The 17,209-nt window shown below is 70.3% G+C and carries 13 protein-coding genes; 11 read left to right on the forward strand and 2 right to left on the reverse strand.

Annotation, left to right across the window (positions count from 1 at the left end; translation table 11 throughout):
- Positions 1–38 precede the first annotated feature (38 nt).
- Positions 39–1,712, forward strand: coding sequence for an FAD-dependent oxidoreductase (locus B7495_RS06625; protein WP_088455874.1), 1,674 nt, complete (start codon positions 39–41; stop codon positions 1,710–1,712).
- 73 nt (positions 1,713–1,785) lie between these two features.
- On the opposite strand, the gene B7495_RS06630 is transcribed toward B7495_RS06625, so the two are convergent.
- Positions 1,786–5,610, reverse strand: a complete 3,825-nt coding sequence (locus B7495_RS06630; protein ID WP_134497969.1) for an SCO7613 C-terminal domain-containing membrane protein — start codon at positions 5,608–5,610, stop codon at positions 1,786–1,788.
- A gap of 175 nt (positions 5,611–5,785) precedes the next feature.
- Between B7495_RS06630 and B7495_RS06635 the strand changes: the two genes are divergently transcribed.
- The 9 genes from B7495_RS06635 to B7495_RS06675 all read left to right on the forward strand — a co-directional run bounded on the left by B7495_RS06635 (position 5,786) and on the right by B7495_RS06675 (position 15,974).
- Positions 5,786–6,367 (forward strand): hypothetical protein, encoded by a 582-nt coding sequence (locus tag B7495_RS06635; RefSeq protein WP_134409122.1) that lies wholly within the window; start codon positions 5,786–5,788, stop codon positions 6,365–6,367.
- Between the two features lie 121 nt (positions 6,368–6,488).
- A complete protein-coding gene (locus tag B7495_RS06640; RefSeq protein ID WP_166789250.1) occupies positions 6,489–8,015 on the forward strand; it encodes a DUF3375 domain-containing protein in 1,527 nt (508 codons plus the stop codon).
- A complete protein-coding gene (locus B7495_RS06645) occupies positions 8,008–8,751 on the forward strand; it encodes a DUF4194 domain-containing protein (protein ID WP_166788885.1) in 744 nt (247 codons plus the stop codon). The genes B7495_RS06640 and B7495_RS06645 overlap by 8 nt, the downstream gene beginning before the upstream one ends.
- Complete coding sequence (locus B7495_RS06650; protein WP_088455879.1) at positions 8,748–12,212, forward strand: ATP-binding protein; 3,465 nt, start codon at positions 8,748–8,750, stop codon at positions 12,210–12,212. Before B7495_RS06645 ends, B7495_RS06650 begins: the two co-directional genes overlap by 4 nt.
- 49 nt (positions 12,213–12,261) lie before the next feature.
- On the forward strand, positions 12,262–13,170 hold the full coding sequence (locus B7495_RS06655) for an alpha/beta fold hydrolase (protein ID WP_088455880.1): 909 nt from the start codon (positions 12,262–12,264) through the stop codon (positions 13,168–13,170).
- 35 nt (positions 13,171–13,205) lie between these two features.
- On the forward strand, positions 13,206–14,123 hold the full coding sequence (locus B7495_RS06660) for an alpha/beta hydrolase (protein ID WP_088455881.1): 918 nt from the start codon (positions 13,206–13,208) through the stop codon (positions 14,121–14,123).
- A gap of 215 nt (positions 14,124–14,338) precedes the next feature.
- Positions 14,339–14,767 (forward strand): hypothetical protein, encoded by a 429-nt coding sequence (locus tag B7495_RS06665; RefSeq protein ID WP_088455882.1) that lies wholly within the window; start codon positions 14,339–14,341, stop codon positions 14,765–14,767.
- Complete coding sequence (locus tag B7495_RS06670) at positions 14,761–15,009, forward strand: helix-turn-helix transcriptional regulator (protein WP_088455883.1); 249 nt, start codon at positions 14,761–14,763, stop codon at positions 15,007–15,009. The genes B7495_RS06665 and B7495_RS06670 overlap by 7 nt, the downstream gene beginning before the upstream one ends.
- Positions 15,006–15,974, forward strand: coding sequence for an NAD(P)-dependent alcohol dehydrogenase (locus B7495_RS06675; protein WP_088455884.1), 969 nt, complete (start codon positions 15,006–15,008; stop codon positions 15,972–15,974). The genes B7495_RS06670 and B7495_RS06675 overlap by 4 nt, the downstream gene beginning before the upstream one ends.
- An 18-nt stretch (positions 15,975–15,992) precedes the next feature.
- Here the strand turns inward: B7495_RS06675 and B7495_RS06680 are convergent, their stop codons facing one another.
- Positions 15,993–16,502 carry a DNA alkylation repair protein gene (locus B7495_RS06680; protein WP_088455885.1) on the reverse strand — a complete coding sequence of 170 codons (510 nt, stop codon included), beginning with the start codon at positions 16,500–16,502 and terminating at the stop codon, positions 15,993–15,995.
- A 35-nt stretch (positions 16,503–16,537) separates the two neighbouring features.
- Between B7495_RS06680 and B7495_RS06685 the strand changes: the two genes are divergently transcribed.
- Positions 16,538–17,119: a DinB family protein gene (locus B7495_RS06685; RefSeq protein WP_088455886.1), complete on the forward strand. Its 582-nt coding sequence runs from the start codon at positions 16,538–16,540 to the stop codon at positions 17,117–17,119.
- Positions 17,120–17,209 lie beyond the last annotated feature (90 nt).

Consider the following 17,209-nt stretch of genomic DNA (forward strand, 5'->3'; position numbering starts at 1 on the left):
ACTTGCACATACCCCATGGGGTATAGCACACTGGAATCATGACCCAGAACCGATATCTCATCATCGGCGGCGTCGCCGGCGGCATGTCCGCCGCCACCCGCCTCCGTCGCCTCGACGAGAACGCCCAGATCACGGTGTTCGAACGGGGCGGCCATGTCTCGTTCGCCAACTGCGGCCTGCCGTACTACCTCGGTGGTGTCATCGAAGAACGTTCCAGCCTGCTGTTGCAGACGCCGGCCTCGCTCGCCAGCCGCTTCAACCTTGACGTGCGGGTGCGTACGGAGGTCATCGGCATCGACAGCGCGGCCAAGACCGTCACCGTACGCGACCTCGCCACCGGCCGGGAGTCGACCGAGGGCTACGACGCCCTCGTGCTCTCGCCCGGCGCTTCGCCCGTGCGCCCGCCGCTGCCCGGTGGCGAGCGGATGCTGACCCTGCGCGACATCGACGACGTCGACGCGGCTATGTCGGCCCTGTCCGTGGTGCCGCGAAGCGCCCTCGTCATCGGCGCCGGCTTCATCGGCCTCGAGATGGTGGAGAACCTCGTGCACCGGGGCCTGGACGTCACCCTGGTGGAGCTCGGTGACCAGGTTCTGCCGCCACTGGACCCCGAGATGGCCGGCCCGGTGGCCGAGCGGCTGCGCGCCGCGGGTGTCAGCGTGCGTCTGGGCACCCAGGTCGCCGAGATCGGCGCGGACACCGCCACTCTCAACGACGGCAGCGTCGTGGCGGCCGAGTTCGTGCTCGCTGCCATCGGTGTGCGGCCGGACACCGCGCTGGCCCAGGCCGCCGGCCTCACGATCGGCGAACGTGGCGGCATCGCGGTGGACGACCAGTTGCGCACCAGCGACCCCGACATCTACGCCATCGGCGACGCCGTGGAGAAGACCGACGCGATCTCGGGCGAGCAGCGCCTGGTGGCCCTCGCCGGCCTGGCCAACCGCCACGGCCGCCTGGTCGCCGACGTGATCACCGGCAAGAGAATTCGGGTGCGCCCGGCCCTCGGTACCGCCGTCGTGGGCATGATGGGACTCACCATCGCCGCCACCGGCTGGAACGAGAAGCTGCTCGCGGCCCGCGGCCGGAACATCCGGGTGATGCACACCCACCCGGCCTCGCACACCGGCTACTATCCCGGGGCGGAGTCGATGGCGCTCAAGCTCGTCGTCGACGCCGACACCGACGCGATCCTCGGCGCCCAGGGTGTGGGCGGCGACGGTGTTGACAAGCGCATCGACGTGATCGCGACCGCCATGGCCGGCGGCATCACGGCATCCGAACTCGCCGACCTCGAACTGGCCTACGCACCGCAGTTCTCCTCGGCCAAGGATCCGGTGAACATGCTCGGCTACGTGGCCCTCAACGCCGAAGAAGGGCTGACCACGTCGGTGCAGTGGCACGAACTCGCTGCGGCCCGTGCGGCCGGTGCCACCCTGATCGACGTGCGCACGGCGGGGGAGTACGCCGAGGCCGCCATCCCCGGCTCGGTCAACATCCCGCTCGACGACATCCGTGCCCGCCAGGCGGAACTGCCCGAGGGTCGGCTGATCGTGCACTGCAAGGTGGGCCAGCGCGGTCACACCGCCGTGCGGCTGCTCGCCCAGCTGGGCCGAGACGCCGTGAATCTCGACGGCGGCTACCTCACCTGGGCCGCGGGCACGGATGCGGCGCGCACCGCCCGGGACAGCGCCGCCGCCCTGCTGAAGGCCTGACCACCCCCACCGCCAGCAATAAAGGCCCCAAAAACCCGGAGTACCTGGTGCTTGAGTCACAGTTCGCGGGGAGTTAGGTGAGGTCGCGCAGGCGGGCCGAGAAGCCGCCTCCCGCGGCACCCTTCCGCTCGGAGGTGATCGCGATCACGAGCATCACCGCACCGATGGTGGCCAGGGTGATCCACCACAGCAGCGGGTTGATCGTCTGCCCGATCTGCACCGTGAACACCACGATGACCTCGATGGGCAGCACGGCCAGGCTGATCACGAACGGGGCGGCCAGGCGCCGGGTCGAGCCGATCAGGATCGCGGTGAGCGCGAGGGACATCACCAGGATGGCGCGCCAGGTCTGCGGGTCGGTGCCGGTGGCCAGGACCGACGGTAGGAACGTGACGATGATGCCCGGAGCGAGCAGCCGCCACGAGCCGGCAAAACCGGCCGGCCAGGAGCCGAGGCTGGCCGGCACGGCGCGTGCGCCCGAGCGCATCCCGATGACGCCGGCACCGAGCAGGGCCAGGCCCAGGGGGATCGAGAATGCCTCGACGCGCAGCTCCCGTTCGCTCCAGCCCGCCACGGCGGTGCACCAGGCCAGCACGAACAGGAACCACACCGGCGGCAACGACATCGCACCGGAGCGGGCCCTGGCCGACACCACGAGCATGAAGCCCAGCATCATCGCCATGAGCAGCACCAGGGTGCCGATCGAGAAGGCGTCGGGCCGGATAGCCGTGATCGGGCCGGCGACCAGGAACGCCGTGGCCGCGGCGTAGCGCCACCGCGACGGGGCGTTCGGGTGCGGTGCTGCGTCTCCCTGGGCCAGGAGTCCGGCGAAGACCGCGAGCAGGGTGGCCGTGGCGCTGGCCAACAGCACGGGCACCATGACACCGGTCTGGGCGGTGGCGGTGAGGTCGTCGAGGCCGAGGCCCCAGCGCATGGCCTGCACGGCGCCCGCCGCCGCGGCCAGGGTGGCCACCACCGCAGTGGCGCCGATGAGGCTGCGGAGCCCGATCAGACCTGTCGGGGCCGGGCCGGTCTGTGCCTGGCCGGTCTGTGCCTGGCCAGCCGGAGTCGTTGTGGTCGAAGCCGGTCCGCTCACTGCGGTGGCGCGGACAATCGTGTACCCGATCACCACGAGTACCAGGGCAGCGGCCAGAAGGCCGTAGGCCCGCCACGGCGTGACCGGCCCGAACGCGGCGGCCCCGAAACCGGCCGCCCCGAACCCCGCGGACCCGTTGGTGCTGAGCACCAGCAGGCTCGGCACCACGGCCAGGGCCAGACCGGTGGTGGCCAGCGTCTGGCCGGCCCGCCCCCTGGTCACGAGGATCGCGCCGACGATCACCATCGCGAGCGCCGGCGGCAGCACGTACGGTTCGATCACCTCGATGCCACGAATGGCCCAGATGCACCAGAGGGCGCCGGTCCAGCTGGCGCCGGCCGCCCACCAGGCGGACCGGCGGCCGGTCTGCAGCGCATTGACGGCCGCCCCAATGCCGAGGATCACGAGCACGAGCACCGTGGTGGACAGGCCCGCCGCGGTGCGCACGAGGGCGAGTAGAACGGCCAGCACACCGGTGACTGCGGCGGAGGCCTCGATCCAGCGGCGGCAGGCATCCGCTTCGAGGGTCGCCAGGCCGCGCCTCTCGAGCGCCTGCGTGATCGGGCCGGTGGCCGCGAAGGTGCCGGCGACGATCAGTGCGATCAGCGGCAGGACCACCGGTGATCCGCTGGTGGCCAACAGCTGCGCGCCGAGACAGACCACGACGACCGCGAGCGAGGGCACCAGCAGGCCGGCCGCGAAGGATCGCAGCGGCAACGTCAGACCCGGCCGCCGGCTGGTCATCAGGGTCAGGGCCAGGGCGAAGGCCACGCCGGTCGACAGCGCCGTCCAGCCGCTGCGCACCAGCAGTACTCCCACCACCCCGGCGACGAACGGCACCGCGCTCACCAGGAGGACCGCGTACCAGCTGCGCGGGGTGAGCCAGGTGGTGACGGTGGCGGCGAGGGCGCAGAGCAGGCCGAGGGTGGCGGTGAGGCAGAGCACCGCGATGCCGTCGACGCGGGCGAGAGTGAGCGCGGTGGCCACGATCACCAACGCGTACGCGTAGCCGAGACCGAGGTACACCGGGCGCCACCGTGCGGGCAGGGTGTGGGCGAGCGCGGCGAGGGTGAGCACGGCGGCCGCGCCGACCCACACGGTGGTCGACTCCTGCAGCCAGCCGGTGACCGCCGCCAGCAGCAACAGCAGATGGGCGCCGATGACCGGCACACTCCTGATCGTCGCCGGTGCCGCGGCGAGCGCGGGGACGAACAGCAGACCTGCGATGAGCAGGCCGGCGAGAACGAGGCCGACGACGGCCTGGCCGGTCAGCGAGAAGCCGGCCCAACCGGCGACGGTGAGCAGGGTGAAAACGCCCATCCACAGTGCCAGTCGAATCGGCGTCGACGGCGCACTCGCGGGCGTGGGCGCCGGCGTCTGGGCCGCTGTGGGCACGGACGCCTCGGCTGCGACGCTCTCGCGGCTCACCAGCGCGACCGCCCAGGCCGTCAGCGCGAGGGCGGCCAGCGCGGCAATCGAGGCCAGGCCGAGGTTCTGGGCGACGAGGCCCGCCCCGTACCCAGAGGGGGTGGCCGAGCCTGCGACGAAGGCGAAGTCACCGCTGGCCGGGTAGGGCGAGGCGTTGCCCGGGTAGCCGCCGGTGCGGTAGCTGGCCCAGCGCAGGGGCGCGAACAGCGCGCCGGACAGCTGCGTGACCGCGGTCACCAGGGCGGGGCTCGCGCCCAACGCCAGCACCGTGACGGCGCCGGACGTCAGGGCGCTGCGGCGGGCGACCGGGCTCGAGCGCAACGCGGCCAGCCCCACCAGGGCGACCCCGGCCGCCACCGGGATCAACGCCAGGTACCAGGCGGAATCGCCGAAGGGCACGGCCAGCGGCAGGATCGCCACCGCGGCCACCGCGAAGGCGCCCGCCGCGAAGCTCCAGAGCCGGGGCAGCCCATTGCGACTGCCCAGCGCCGCCACCACGGACAGCACCGCCAGGATGCCCGCATAACCCAGGATCTGCGAGGTGATCGTGGTCAGCGACAGCAGCAGTAACTGCAGCAGGGCGGCGAGCACCGCCACCGCCTGCAGGGTGGTCATCGTGTTGCGTTCGAACCCCAGCGCGGAGCCCAGCCCGGAGGAAAGGCGCGCGAGCACGGGGTGCAGGCCGAGCGCCACGACGGCCACGCCCAGGCTGCCGAGGAGCGCGCTCCAGGTGCCGCCGCCGCTGCCCAACAGCCCGGGGGACAGGGCCAGACCAACGACCGCCGCCCACAGCCACACCCGCACGCCGGAGCGGGCGCCCAGCCCGAACAGCAGCGCGGAGCCGAGCAGGGTGCCGAGCGCGGCGAAGGTCCAGCCGCTCGCGGACGCCGGCGCCAGCTGCACGAGAGCCCAGACATCGAGGGCGATGAACACCACGCCAAGGGCCGCTACGGACTCGGCCGAGAAGCGCAGGCCCCGCCGGGCGAACAGCCAGGCGCCGCCGAGGAAGACCACCGTGATGACGGCGACGATACTCGTGCGCACGGCGAAGCTCGTGAGGTCGGGATTGAAGAAGGTGAAGACCAGGGCGGCCACGGCGAGCAGGGCCGCTCCGGCGAAGGCGAGCACCGACTGCACGCTCACCTGGGCGCCCGCATCCGGGACGGCCGTGGCACGGGCCGGGTCCGCGGGGACCCGCGGCGAGTCTGACGGTTTCGGTTGTGACGGAGCAACAGCCGACGCCGTACGAGCCGGAGCTGTACCTGCCGGCGCGGTGCCATCCGTCGTGCCTGCCGGCCCCACCGTCGGTATCCGCTCGATCAGGCGGTCCCGCGCCTGCAACGCCTTGACCACCCGTCCGGTGGCCGAGACCATCTCACCGCCGAGCGGACCGCTCAGGTCCGCCCCGCAGCCCGGGCACCATTCGCCGGTCAGTCGCGCGTCACATCGGGGGCAAATCCGCCGGTCCTGTAGATATCGAACGGCAGCATCGTTCCAGATTTTCCCCATGGCCGCAGTCTAAGTGGCTCTCACTCACTAAAATGGGCCTGTGACGGATGCGACGCAGCACGCCAGGGTGCCGATATCCCGCATCGTCGATGAGGGGCTGCTCATCGCGCTGTCCTCGGTCCGCATGGCCGTCAAGAACGACATCATCGTCGCGGGCCTGGCCGAGCATGCCGACTACGACCTGGCCAGGTTCGCCGATTCGGCCCGCCGGGAGATGCTCGCCCTCTCCCGGGAGAACCAGGAGTCCGGCGAGAGGGTGCGCGCGCAGCGCAAGGAGCTGACCTCGTCGACCTGGCGGTACGACCTCACCCAGGACCAGCTGATGGACCTCCACAAGCTCAAGCTGCGCCGGAAGATGCACAAACTCCTCGCCCTCGCCCTGGTCGCCGTGGCCGACGACGAGGACCAGGTGGCCCGCCTCGTGCGCGACGCCCAGCACGCGGCCAGCGATGAGCTCCAGGACGCCATGCACACCCGCCTGATGCGCCTGTCGATCGACGCACTCGACCCCGAGTATCAGCTCCGCCGGGCCGAACGCACCGAAATGTTCGTTCTCGTCGATCTGGCCCTGCTCAAGCTCAAGGCCGACGAAGCAGCCGGTCAGGGCCTCAGCGACTACTGAGCGTCTCGGCCGGCCGGGCCAGGCCACCGCACGGCACACCCACGCCGCCGATTCGCGGTCGCCGGGGCGACTACGGTTGAGGAGGTCCGGGGACGGACCGGTGAGAAAGGATCGGGCACGAGTGAGCGACATAGCGGCCGAATTAGCGCGGGTGCACAGCGCCTTCGACCGACCAACCCTGCGGCTACTCGACCGCAAGTGGGCGCCGTTTGTGCTCGCGGTGTTCAAGTCCTCGTTCAGCCGGGACCGCCGCAGCGTTCAGGCCGACAGGCTGCACACCCAGGTGGATGCCTACCTCGCCGACCTCCGCTCCGTGGGCAGCGATGTACCCGGCAAGAACGGTCGCGCCCTGTGCGTGCAGTGGATGAACGACCAGTGGCTCTACCGCGAAACCGGGGAGGACGGTGAGGAGCAGTACTCGCTCACCTCACACGCCCTCGAGGCCCTGCTGCTCGTGGACGGGCTCTCCCGCGACCGGGCGCTGATCAGCGAATCCCGCCTCACCACCATCGTCGACACCGTGCGGCACCGCGCCACCCAGGCGAATCCGGACCGGGACGAACGCATCCGCCGGCTCGACCTGGAGATCGCCCAGAAGACCGCCGAACGTGACCGACTCGCCACCGGCGGGGAGATCGCAGCGGCCTCGAACGATGCGATGCACGAGGGCTACGCCAACCTGATCGACCTGATCACTCAGCTGCCCAGTGATTTCAAGCGTGTCGAGGAGTCCGTCGCCGGCATGCACCGGCAGATCGTGAACGACTTCCGCGCCGAGGAACGGCCGATCAGCGAGGTGCTCGACGAGTACCTCTCCAAGACCGACACACTGATGTCGTCGACCGCGGAGGGCCGCGCATTCGAGGGCGCGTTCGTGCTGTTGCGCAACGACGCCCTGCTTGCCGAACTCAAGAACGACCTCGAGTCGATCATGCTGCACCCGTTCGCCCTCCAGCTCAGCGCCGCCGACCGGCGCAGCTTCATGGGCACCGTCAGCCTGATCCGCAAGGGTGTGGACGACGTGCTCACCCAGCGCAACGGCCTGACCACCACCCTGCGCGAGCACATCGTGAACCACGACGTTGTCAAGGACCGCGAACTGGAACGGTTGCTGCGGGAGATCAACAAGGAACTCGCGATCTGGATGGAGACCGCCGGGCCCCGCTCCACGGTGACCGCCGAGCTGATGCCCGGCACCCTGGAGCTCGAGCACCTGCGCGAGCGGTTCTACGACCCCGGCGCCCACAAGGCGCCGCCGCCGCTGGAAGACGTCTCGGCGTTCGCTCCGGAGCCGCCCACCCTCGATGCGATGCGCACCCAGGGCGGCCCGCTGCTGGCCGAGCTTCGCGATGCCATGGTGACGGCCTTCAGCATCGACGGCGCCGCCTCCGTCGGTGACGCGTTCAACAGCCTCGACCCGGCGATGCGCCGGCCTGTCGAGATCCTCGGGCTGCTGCAGATCGCCACCCAGGTCGACGCCATCGACCGCACGGATGCCGCGGCCGCGACAGCGGGGTCAGACACCGAGGCCTTCGAAACCGTACGGCCCGACGGCTCCCGCCGCACCTTCAGGGTGCCGCGCATCATCTTGACCGACGACGACACCGCGGCCCTGGCCGCCCTGAACTATGGATCTGATCATGACTGACAACGTGACCGCTGACGTGACCGACGACCTGACCGACGACACTGTCGAAGGCGCCGAGACCGCCGAGGAGCAGGACGGCGCCCCGAGCTTCTCTTTGTTCGAGGGGGACGAGGGCGGCCTGACCGTTGAGCAGCGCCGCACCCTGGTGCTGCTGCTCAAACACCGCTACATCTCCGCCGCCCTGCAGCCGGCCGAGTGGCGCACCCTGCTCGCCTCGCAGAGCCTGCTCAAGTCGCGGCTCAACGATCTGTTCCTCGATCTGCACGTCGACCTGCACTACGAGGTGGCCTTCAAGCGCCAGGCCGTCGGCGAGGGCGGCGACAGATTCCCGACCCTGCTGCACGACGTGGCGTACACCCGCGAGGAGACCATCCTGCTGGTGCTGTTGCGCCAGCGGTTCCGCAGCGAACGCGCCAGCGGCGTCGACATCGTCATCGTCGACCGGGACAACCTGGTCGAGAACGTCGCGCACTTCCGGCCGGAGCACGCCACCGACAGGTTCGGTGACGCTCGTCGCGCCGCGGCGGCCGTGGACAGCCTGGCGAAGGCGCGGGTGCTGCTCAAGACCAGCGATCCGGACCGGTTCCGCATCTCGGCCGTGATCGAGGTGCTGCTGCCCATCGAGCGACTCGGCGAGCTGTGGGAATGGCTGGTGGAGCAGAACGGCCAGGAATTCCGTGAGCCCGAACCCGAGACATCCGACCCTGCCGACCCCGCCCTGGAGGCCGTCTCATGACCGATTCCCCGCTGTTCCACATGGACGGTGCCACCGAGGGAACCACCCAGTGGCGTGCCGAGTCCTTCCAGATGGTCAACTGGGGTGGCTTCCAGGGTCACCACGAGGTGGACTTCGCCGCCAGCGCCACCCTGGTCTCCGGCGCATCCGGTACCGGCAAGTCGAGCCTGCTCGACGCCTACCTGGCGTTGATGATGCCCTCGGACACCCCGTTCAACGGTGCGTCCAACGACGCCGGTTCCGGGCGGGCCCGCAGCGTCGACCAGCGCAACCTGATGACGTACCTGCGCGGCAAGACCGACTCCAGTCGCGAGGCCGAAACCGGGCAGATGCACGATCAGGTGCTGCGCGGCGCCGACTCGGCCACCTGGGGTGCGATAGCGATGACCTTCATCGACGACAACCAGCGCCGGTTCACGGTGCTGCGCGCCTACTTCGTGCCGCGCGGCGCCACCAAATTCGCCGACGTGACCATGAAGATGGCCACCCGAGACGGCCGGCTCGACCTGCGCGACCTCGCCGACGTCACCGAGGCCCGCTTCGACAAGCGCGCCCTGAAAAACCGGTTCGCCGACCTCGACGTGTTCGACACCTATGCCGCGTTCTCGCAGACCCTGTACACGCGGCTCGGCATCGGCGCCAACGGTGAGGGCGGCAAGGCGCTGCGACTGCTGGCCCGCATCCAGGCCGGCCAGCAGGTGAAGACCGTCGACGGCCTGTACAAGTCGATGGTGCTCGAAGAGCCCGCCACCTACGCCGCCGCCGACAAAGCCGTCGACCACTTCGAAGACCTCGAACGCTCCTACGGCGCCATGGTCACCGAGGCGCAGAAGGCCAAGGTCCTCGAACGCCTCCCCGAACTGCACCGCGACTACGAGACCGCGACCGAGAAGGCCGACCTCATCGACCGTTTCGGCGTGCACCGCGACGGTGACACCCCCTTCGTGCTCTGGCAGCTGCTCACCGAGCACGGTCTGCTCGATACCGCCGCCGACACCAACCGCGCCCGCCGGCGCGACAACCAGGCCAAGCACAGTGCCGCCCGGGATGCCGAGACCGACCTGAAGGTGCGGATCGCCGACCTGGTGCACCAGCAGCGCGACAACGGCGGCGACGCCCTCGCCGGCCTGCAGAACGACCTCGACGTGCTCGCCAGCAAGCGCGACGACGTGGCCGCCGAACGCGCCAGGTTCGATGAGCGCATCGCGCTGATCGACACGCCCATCGAGTCGGCGGATGCCTTCTCCGCCGCGCAAGAACAGGCTGAGTCGTTCCTCGCCGGGTTCACCGCCACCGAGCAGGAACTCGACCTGCAGAGGGTCGGCCTGCAGCGCACCGCCTACCCCCTCGAGGAACAGATCCGCACCCTCAAGCAGGAGCACAGCTTCCTCAAGGGCCGGGCCAGCCTGGTTCCCCAGCACCTGCACAACGCCCGCCTGATGATCGCCGAGGCCGCCGGGATCCCCGCCGAGGAGCTGCCGTTCGTGGCCGAGCTCATCGACATCGCTCCCGGCGAGGACGCCTGGCGACAGGCCGCCGAGGTCACCCTCGCCTCTGTCGTTCGGGTGCTGCTCGTTGACGAGACGCGCCTCGCCGCCCTCGGCGCAGCCATCGACCCTTTGCACATTCCCGTGCGCATCCACTTCGAAGGCGTGCCGCTGCACCCGCACCAGCAGGTGCACCCCGACCCCCGCTACGTCTCCGGCAAGCTGGTCTTCAAGGACTCCCTGTTCAGCCGCTGGGTGCAGGACCGCGTGCAGACACCGAGCCTGGACGCACTCTGCGTCACCGGCCCCGCCGACCTCGCCGGTGAGGGGTCCAGGGTCACCCAGAGCGGACAGACCCGCAACGGCAAGCGCGGCGCACACGGTTGGAACAAGGACCAGCGCTCGATCATCGGCTTCTCCAGCGGGGTGCGCCTGGCCGAGATCGCCGACGAGCTCGCCGCGCTCAAGGAACGTGCCGACGACCTGGCGGGGCAGTCCTCCGCCATGGCCGGCCGGATCATCGCCCTGCGGCGCCTCAAGGATGCCCACCAGCACGTGCTCGACACCGTGTGGGCGGCCATCGACGTGGCCGGCGCCCAGGCACGCATCGGCGCCAAGGAGGCCGAGCGGGAACGTCTGCTCGCCGGCAGCGACGTGCTGCGCGGGCTCCAGGACGAAGAGGCGCGGCTGTCCGCCGAACTGGAGACCGCACAGAAGCACAAGCACGAGACCGAGCGGGAGGCCGCGGTGCTCGGTGAGGAGCACGCCGCGATCGTGGACCGCCAGGACATCGTGAACGACAGACTCGAGCGCCTCACCGCCGACGAATCGGTCAGTCTGCCGGACGAACACGCCGCCGTCCTCGACGCGCAGTTCGCCGCCGTGAGCGACAGCGCCGAGCTGGCCACCTTCGCCAACGGCGTGAAGCGCCTCCGCGAGCGGCTCACCGAGCAGTCCAGCCAGGACCGTGACACCGCCCGCAGTGCCAGGGACACCCTGATCGGCATCTTCGAGACCTTCCAGAGTCGCTGGCCCGACCCCAACATCGGCGTGGCGATGGAGTCATACTCCAGCTACAGCGACATCCTCGACGCCGTCTACACGCTCGGCCTCTACGAGCGCCGACAGGAATGGAAGCGGCGCCTCTCCGCGTGGAGCGGACAGGACCTCGTTCCTCTCGTCGGCGCCTTCACCACCTCGATCGAGGAGATCGAAGACCGGTTGCGGCCGATCAACGACATCCTGCGGACGCTGCCGTTCGGCGCCGGCCGCGACCGGCTGCAGATCTCCCTGCGCCGGCTGCACCGTGACGATGCCTCGGCGTTCCGCAAGGAGCTCAAGCTGCTCTCATCGGGGTCGACCGAGGAATTCACCGACGAGCAGACCGAAAGCCGGTTCACCAGGCTGCAGGCGTTCATGAATCTCATCCGCCGGCCGGACGAGCTCGACATCGCCGGCCCGGGGCGTGCCGGCGCCGCCCGCCACGCCGCCAGGGCCGACTCGGACCGCGACCTGCTCCTGGACGTGCGCAGGCACGTGGAGATCACCGCCGTGCGCACCACACCGGACGGGGTGGAAGTGAGCACCTATTCGTCGCTCGGCGGCAAGAGCGGTGGCGAATCTCAGGAGCTCGTCGCGTTCGTCGTCGGCGCCGCCCTGCGGTTCCAGCTCGGCGATGAAAGCCGCACCCGGCCACGGTTCGCCCCGGTCTTCCTCGACGAGGGCTTCGTGAAGTCGGACTCCGAGTTCGCCGGCCGGGCCGTCGCGGCCTGGAAGGGCCTCGGCTTCCAGCTCATCGTGGGATCGCCGCTCGACAAGGTCACCGCGCTCGAACCGTACATGGACCTCGTCCTGTCGATGACCAAGAACACCGCGACGGGCTTCTCCTACATCACCCCGCTGATGTCGCCGGAACCGAGGGACGCCGAGCACGCCGAACCGGACCAGGCGGTATCTGACCGAAGCGTGGCCTGACCCGCGCGCCGTGCCGGCCGGGCGCATGAATCCGGCTTACGCTGGCCCGATGGTGTCAGTGCAGGATCTGCGGCGCTCCGACGGACGTGTGCTCAGGGTGCACGACAGTGCTGGGAGTACCGGCCTCGCCGGGGAGTCCGCTGCGACGGCTGAATACGGCGGTCTGGACGGTTACGACCCCGTCGGCGAACCTGGCCCGGCCCGGCTCACCGTTCTGTGGCACCACGGTTCGCCACAGACCGGGGCCCTGCTCGAACCGTTGCTCGCGGCGGCGGCCCAGCGGCGCATCCGGCTGATCTCGTACGGACGGCCCAGCTACGGCGGGTCGACGCCGCTGCCCAGCCGCACCGTCGGGTCGGCGGCGACGGATGTGGCGGCCATCGCCGACGCCCTGCAGCTGGACCGGTTCGCGGTGATGGGCGCCTCCGGCGGCGGCCCGCACGCCCTGGCCTGCGCAGCACTGCTGCCCGAGCGGGTGACCGCCGCCGCGTGCCTGGCCGCGATCGCGCCCTTCGATGCCGACGGCCTCGACTTCTTCGCCGGCATGGCGTCGGATGGCGCGTTGCGCGCCGCCTGCTCCGGCCGGCCCGCCCGCGAGCACTACCAGGCGACCGCGGAGTTCGATCCGGCGAGCTTCGTCGAGCGGGACTACGCCGCCCTGAAGGGTGACTGGGCGCCGCTGGGAGCGGACGTGGGGGAGGCCTCGGCGGCCGGCCCCGACGGGCTCATCGATGACGATATGGCGTTCGTGGTGCCGTGGGGATTCGACGTGACGGCGATCTCGGTGCCCGTGCTCATCGCGCAGGGCGGCCGCGACCGGGTGGTGCCGCCCGCGCACGGGGCCTGGCTGGCCCACGCCATCCCGAACGCCGAGCTCTGGGATTGTGCCGATGACGGCCACATCTCGATCCTCACCGAGTGCGCGCCGGCGCTGGACTGGCTGCTCGCGCACTCCTGAGCCCGGCGCGGGTCCACAGGCCGTAGCCTGTGCAGATGATCGGGAGAACTCGCGGTGCATCTGAGACCGAGAACGCGGATGTCGGTGTTGACGCTGTCATTCAGGGCCCGCACGGCCCCGTTCCGGTGCGCCGGTATGCCCCGCCGGTCGGTACGGCGCTGGTCGGCGCGGCGCCGGACGGCACGGCGCTGGTCGGATCGGTGTCGCTCGAGCCGGCGCCGATCGTCTGGGTGCATGGTGGCGCCTTCGTCAAGGGCGGCCTCGACCTGCCGGAAACCCACGAGGTGGCCCTGGCACTGGCCGCCGCCGGATTCACCGTCATCACCGTCGACTACAGGCTCACGTCGATCCCGGGGCTGAGCAGATTCGGGCGGACGGCAGCGTCGACCGGACGCATCCACTTTCCGGTGCCGGTCGATGACGTTGTCGCGGTGGTGCGGGCGGTACAGGGCGAGTTCGGCGACGGGGTGATCCTGGGCGGAGCGAGCGCGGGCGCCTGCCTGTCGGCGGGAGCCGTGCTCCGGCTGGCCCACGGTGGCGCCGAGCCCCTGCGCGGGGTCTTCTTCGCCTACGGCCTCTTCCACGCGAGCCTGCCCGAGCGCTCGCGCGAGCTGCGCAGCCGACTGCGCGGCCGGCGCAGATTCACACACACCCCCCTGCTGCTCAACGCGGTGAACCGCATCTACGCCGGGACCCGGGCCGCACTGGCCGATCCGTATGCGTTCCCCGGCGGCCACTCGCTGCCCGACTTTCCCCCCGCGCTACTCATCGACGCCGACAGCGATTCGATGCGGGCCTCCGGCGAGCAGTTCGCCAAGGAACTCGCTGCGGCCCGGGTTCCCGTCGAGTACCACGTACTGACGGATGCCGCCCACGCCTTTCTCAACCGGCCGAAGTCACCGGACTTCGCCGCGGGCATCCGCCTGATCGTCGACTGGGCCCGCCGGCTCTAGCGCGGCTCGCCGTAGCCGCCAGCACCACCACCAGCCGCTCAGCTCACCGACTTGCCGCACAAGACTCCTTCACGACCCGGCAAGGGGCATTTCTCGGCAAGTCGCGAAAAGGTAAGTAAAAAATACTTGACACGGTGTCTGGTCGGGCATACATTCATCGTGTCAACAATTTTTTACACGCCGGCACGGACCGGCATCGAGGCAGGGAGCCGCAGATGGCACGCGAAGAACAACGCGCCTGGATCATGGTCGTCGTCGCGATAGTGGCGTACGGCATCTATCTGGTTCTGGTGCTGGGTGGCGCAGACGGCGCCCCTCTCGAGCAGGCGGCTTACATTCCCGCGATGCTGTGGACCATCGTCGGCTCGATCGTCGCGGGGATCCTGCTGAACATCATCGCGGCCATCCTGTCGCCCCACGAGGCCGGCCGGAAGGACCAGCGCGACAAGGAGATCAACCGGCTCGGCGAACACATCGGCCAGTCCTTCGTGATTCTCGGGGCCGTACTCGCGCTGGTCTTCGCCATCACCGGGCTGGACGCGTTCTGGATCGCCAACGTGATCTACCTGGCCTTCGTGCTCTCGTCGATCCTGGCCTCCATCGCCAAGATCATCGCCTACCGCCGGGGATTCCAGTCATGGTGAAGGCGACGAGCGTGACCAACAACATCCGCGGGCTCCGCTTCGCGCACGGAGAGATGACTCAGGCCGCGCTGGCCGACCTGGTGGGCGTGACCCGGCAGACCATCATCGCCATCGAGCAGGGCCGCTATTCGCCCTCTCTCGAGGTGGCGTTCCAGATCGCCCGGGTGTTCAATCGACCACTCGACGACGTGTTCCAGTACCCGGCAACTCCCATCCTCACTCGACCTGGAGGCACATCATGAGGGCCATCGTCCACGACAGCTACGGCTCGGCCGACGTTCTACACCCCGCCGAGATCGAGCGGCCGGCCGTCGGCGCCGACGACGTTCTCCTGCGCGTCGAGGCCGCGAGCCTCAATATCGGTGACTGGCACCTGATGGCGGGGCTTCCCTACCTCGTGCGGCCCGCCGTCGGCCTGCGCGCCCCGAAAAGCCGGGTGCGGGGCATGGATGTCGCGGGTCGCGTCGAGGCCGTCGGCGCCAACGTCACCCGGTTCACACCGGGCGATGAGGTGTTCGGTGTCGGTGAGGGCTCCTTGGCCGAATACACGACCGCCCGGGCCGACAAACTCGAGCCCAAGCCGGCGGCCCTGAGCTTCGAGCAGGCCGCGGCCGTGCCGACCTCGGCCGTCACCGCCCTGCAGGCCCTCGCCCCGCTGCGGGACGCCGGCCCGGGGGAGCGGGTGCTCGTAATCGGGGCCTCCGGCGCCGTCGGCGGCTATGCCGTGCAGCTGGCCAAGACCTTCGGGGCGCACGTGACGGGCATCGCCAGCACCGCGAAGCTCGACTACGTTCTCTCGCTCGGGGCGGATGCGGCCGTCGACTACACCCGCGGGGACATCACCCGGTCGGGCGAGCGCTACGACCTCGTGCTCGAAACCGGCGGCAACCGGTCGGTCTCCTCGCTGCGCAAACTGCTCGCGCCCCGCGGCACCCTGGTACTCGTCGGCGGCGAAGGCGGCGGCCGGGCGACCGGCGGTTTCGAGAGGGCCCTGCGGGCCCTGCTGCTGTCGCCGTTCGTATCCCAGAAGCTCACCGGTCTGGTCTCGGTCGTGCGTCAGGATGACCTGCACACCCTCGCGGGCCTTCTCGAGAGCGGCGCGATCAGGCCCGTCATCGATCGGGTGTATCCGCTCGCCGAGGCCGCGACAGCCATGCGCCGTCTCACCGATGGCAGCATCCGGGGCAAGGTCGTCGTCATACCCTGACGCGCGCGCTCCTGATGACTAGTACTCCTGACGCTGGGCCGCGCCGCCGCAGACGCCGAGCAGGCCGGCGGCACGGCGCAGTTCGGCGCTGGGATCCTGCGCCCACCGGTCGAGCACGATCTGCGCCCGGCTGCGCGCCGGACCGGTCAGGGCATCGACCAGCGGCCGCACCACATCCGCTGTGAGCGGGTCCAGGAGAGCGGGCAGCTGTGCGGTCCGCAGGAAACCCTCGATGCGGGTGAGGTCGGAGGCGCGCAGCATTCGCACGTGGGATTGCAGCAGCACCACGGCCGCCAGCCGGCGCTCGTAGACCGGCACCGCCCACAGTTCGGAGCTCAGGGCCGTGATCTCGTCGTGGCCAAGGCCGGGGTAGCGCCGCCCGGCATCGCGGATCGTGCCGCGTATCGCGCCGACGGATGCGCCATAGAAGGTGAGGCTGCCGCCCAGCCGGGCCCGATCGGCGTCGGCGCGCTCCCAGGAGCTCTCCCGCTGCAGGGTGGCGTCGATGAACTCGCCGGCAGCACTCATGGCTCCATTCTCGCCGATCTGCAAGGCTGGTCGGCATGACCGACGCCGACATGACCGCAGATCTCCGCCGCTACCTGCAGGAGGCCCGGGAAGCCCTGGTCTGGAAGCTCGAGGGTCTCGGCGAGTACGACATTCGCCGGCCCGTGGTGCCCACCGGCACCAACCTGCTGGGCCTGATCAAGCACATGGCCGGGGTCGAGGCCGGGTACCTCGGTGAGACCTTCGGCCGCACCTTCCCGGAAGAGCTGTCCTGGATGGGCGACGCCGCCGAGGACAACGCCGACATGTGGGCGACCCCGGAGGAGTCCCGTGACGCGATCGTCGACCTGTACCGGCGGGTCTGGGCGCACTCGGAGACCACGATCACCGAGGTGCCGCTGGATGCCACCGGCCGGGTGGCCTGGTGGCCCGCCGACCGCAATGTGGTCACGCTCCACCGCATCCTGCTGCACCTGATCGCCGAAACCCACCGGCATGCCGGCCACGCCGATATCGTGCGCGAACTGATCGACGGGGCTGCCGGGCTGCGGGCCGGAAACGAGAACCTGCCGTCGGGAGAGGCCGGCTGGTGGGCCGGCTACCGGGACCGGGTGGAGCAGGCCGCCCGCACGGCCTGAGGCCGTCGGGCTGCAGCCCGACTGCGGTGTTCGCCGTTCGGACGCCTAAAGTGGACTGCGCCTGAAAAGGCCAAGCTGTTTACGCGCCCG

Source organism: Cryobacterium sp. LW097, assembly GCF_002205495.2.
GTDB lineage: Bacteria > Actinomycetota > Actinomycetes > Actinomycetales > Microbacteriaceae > Cryobacterium > Cryobacterium zongtaii.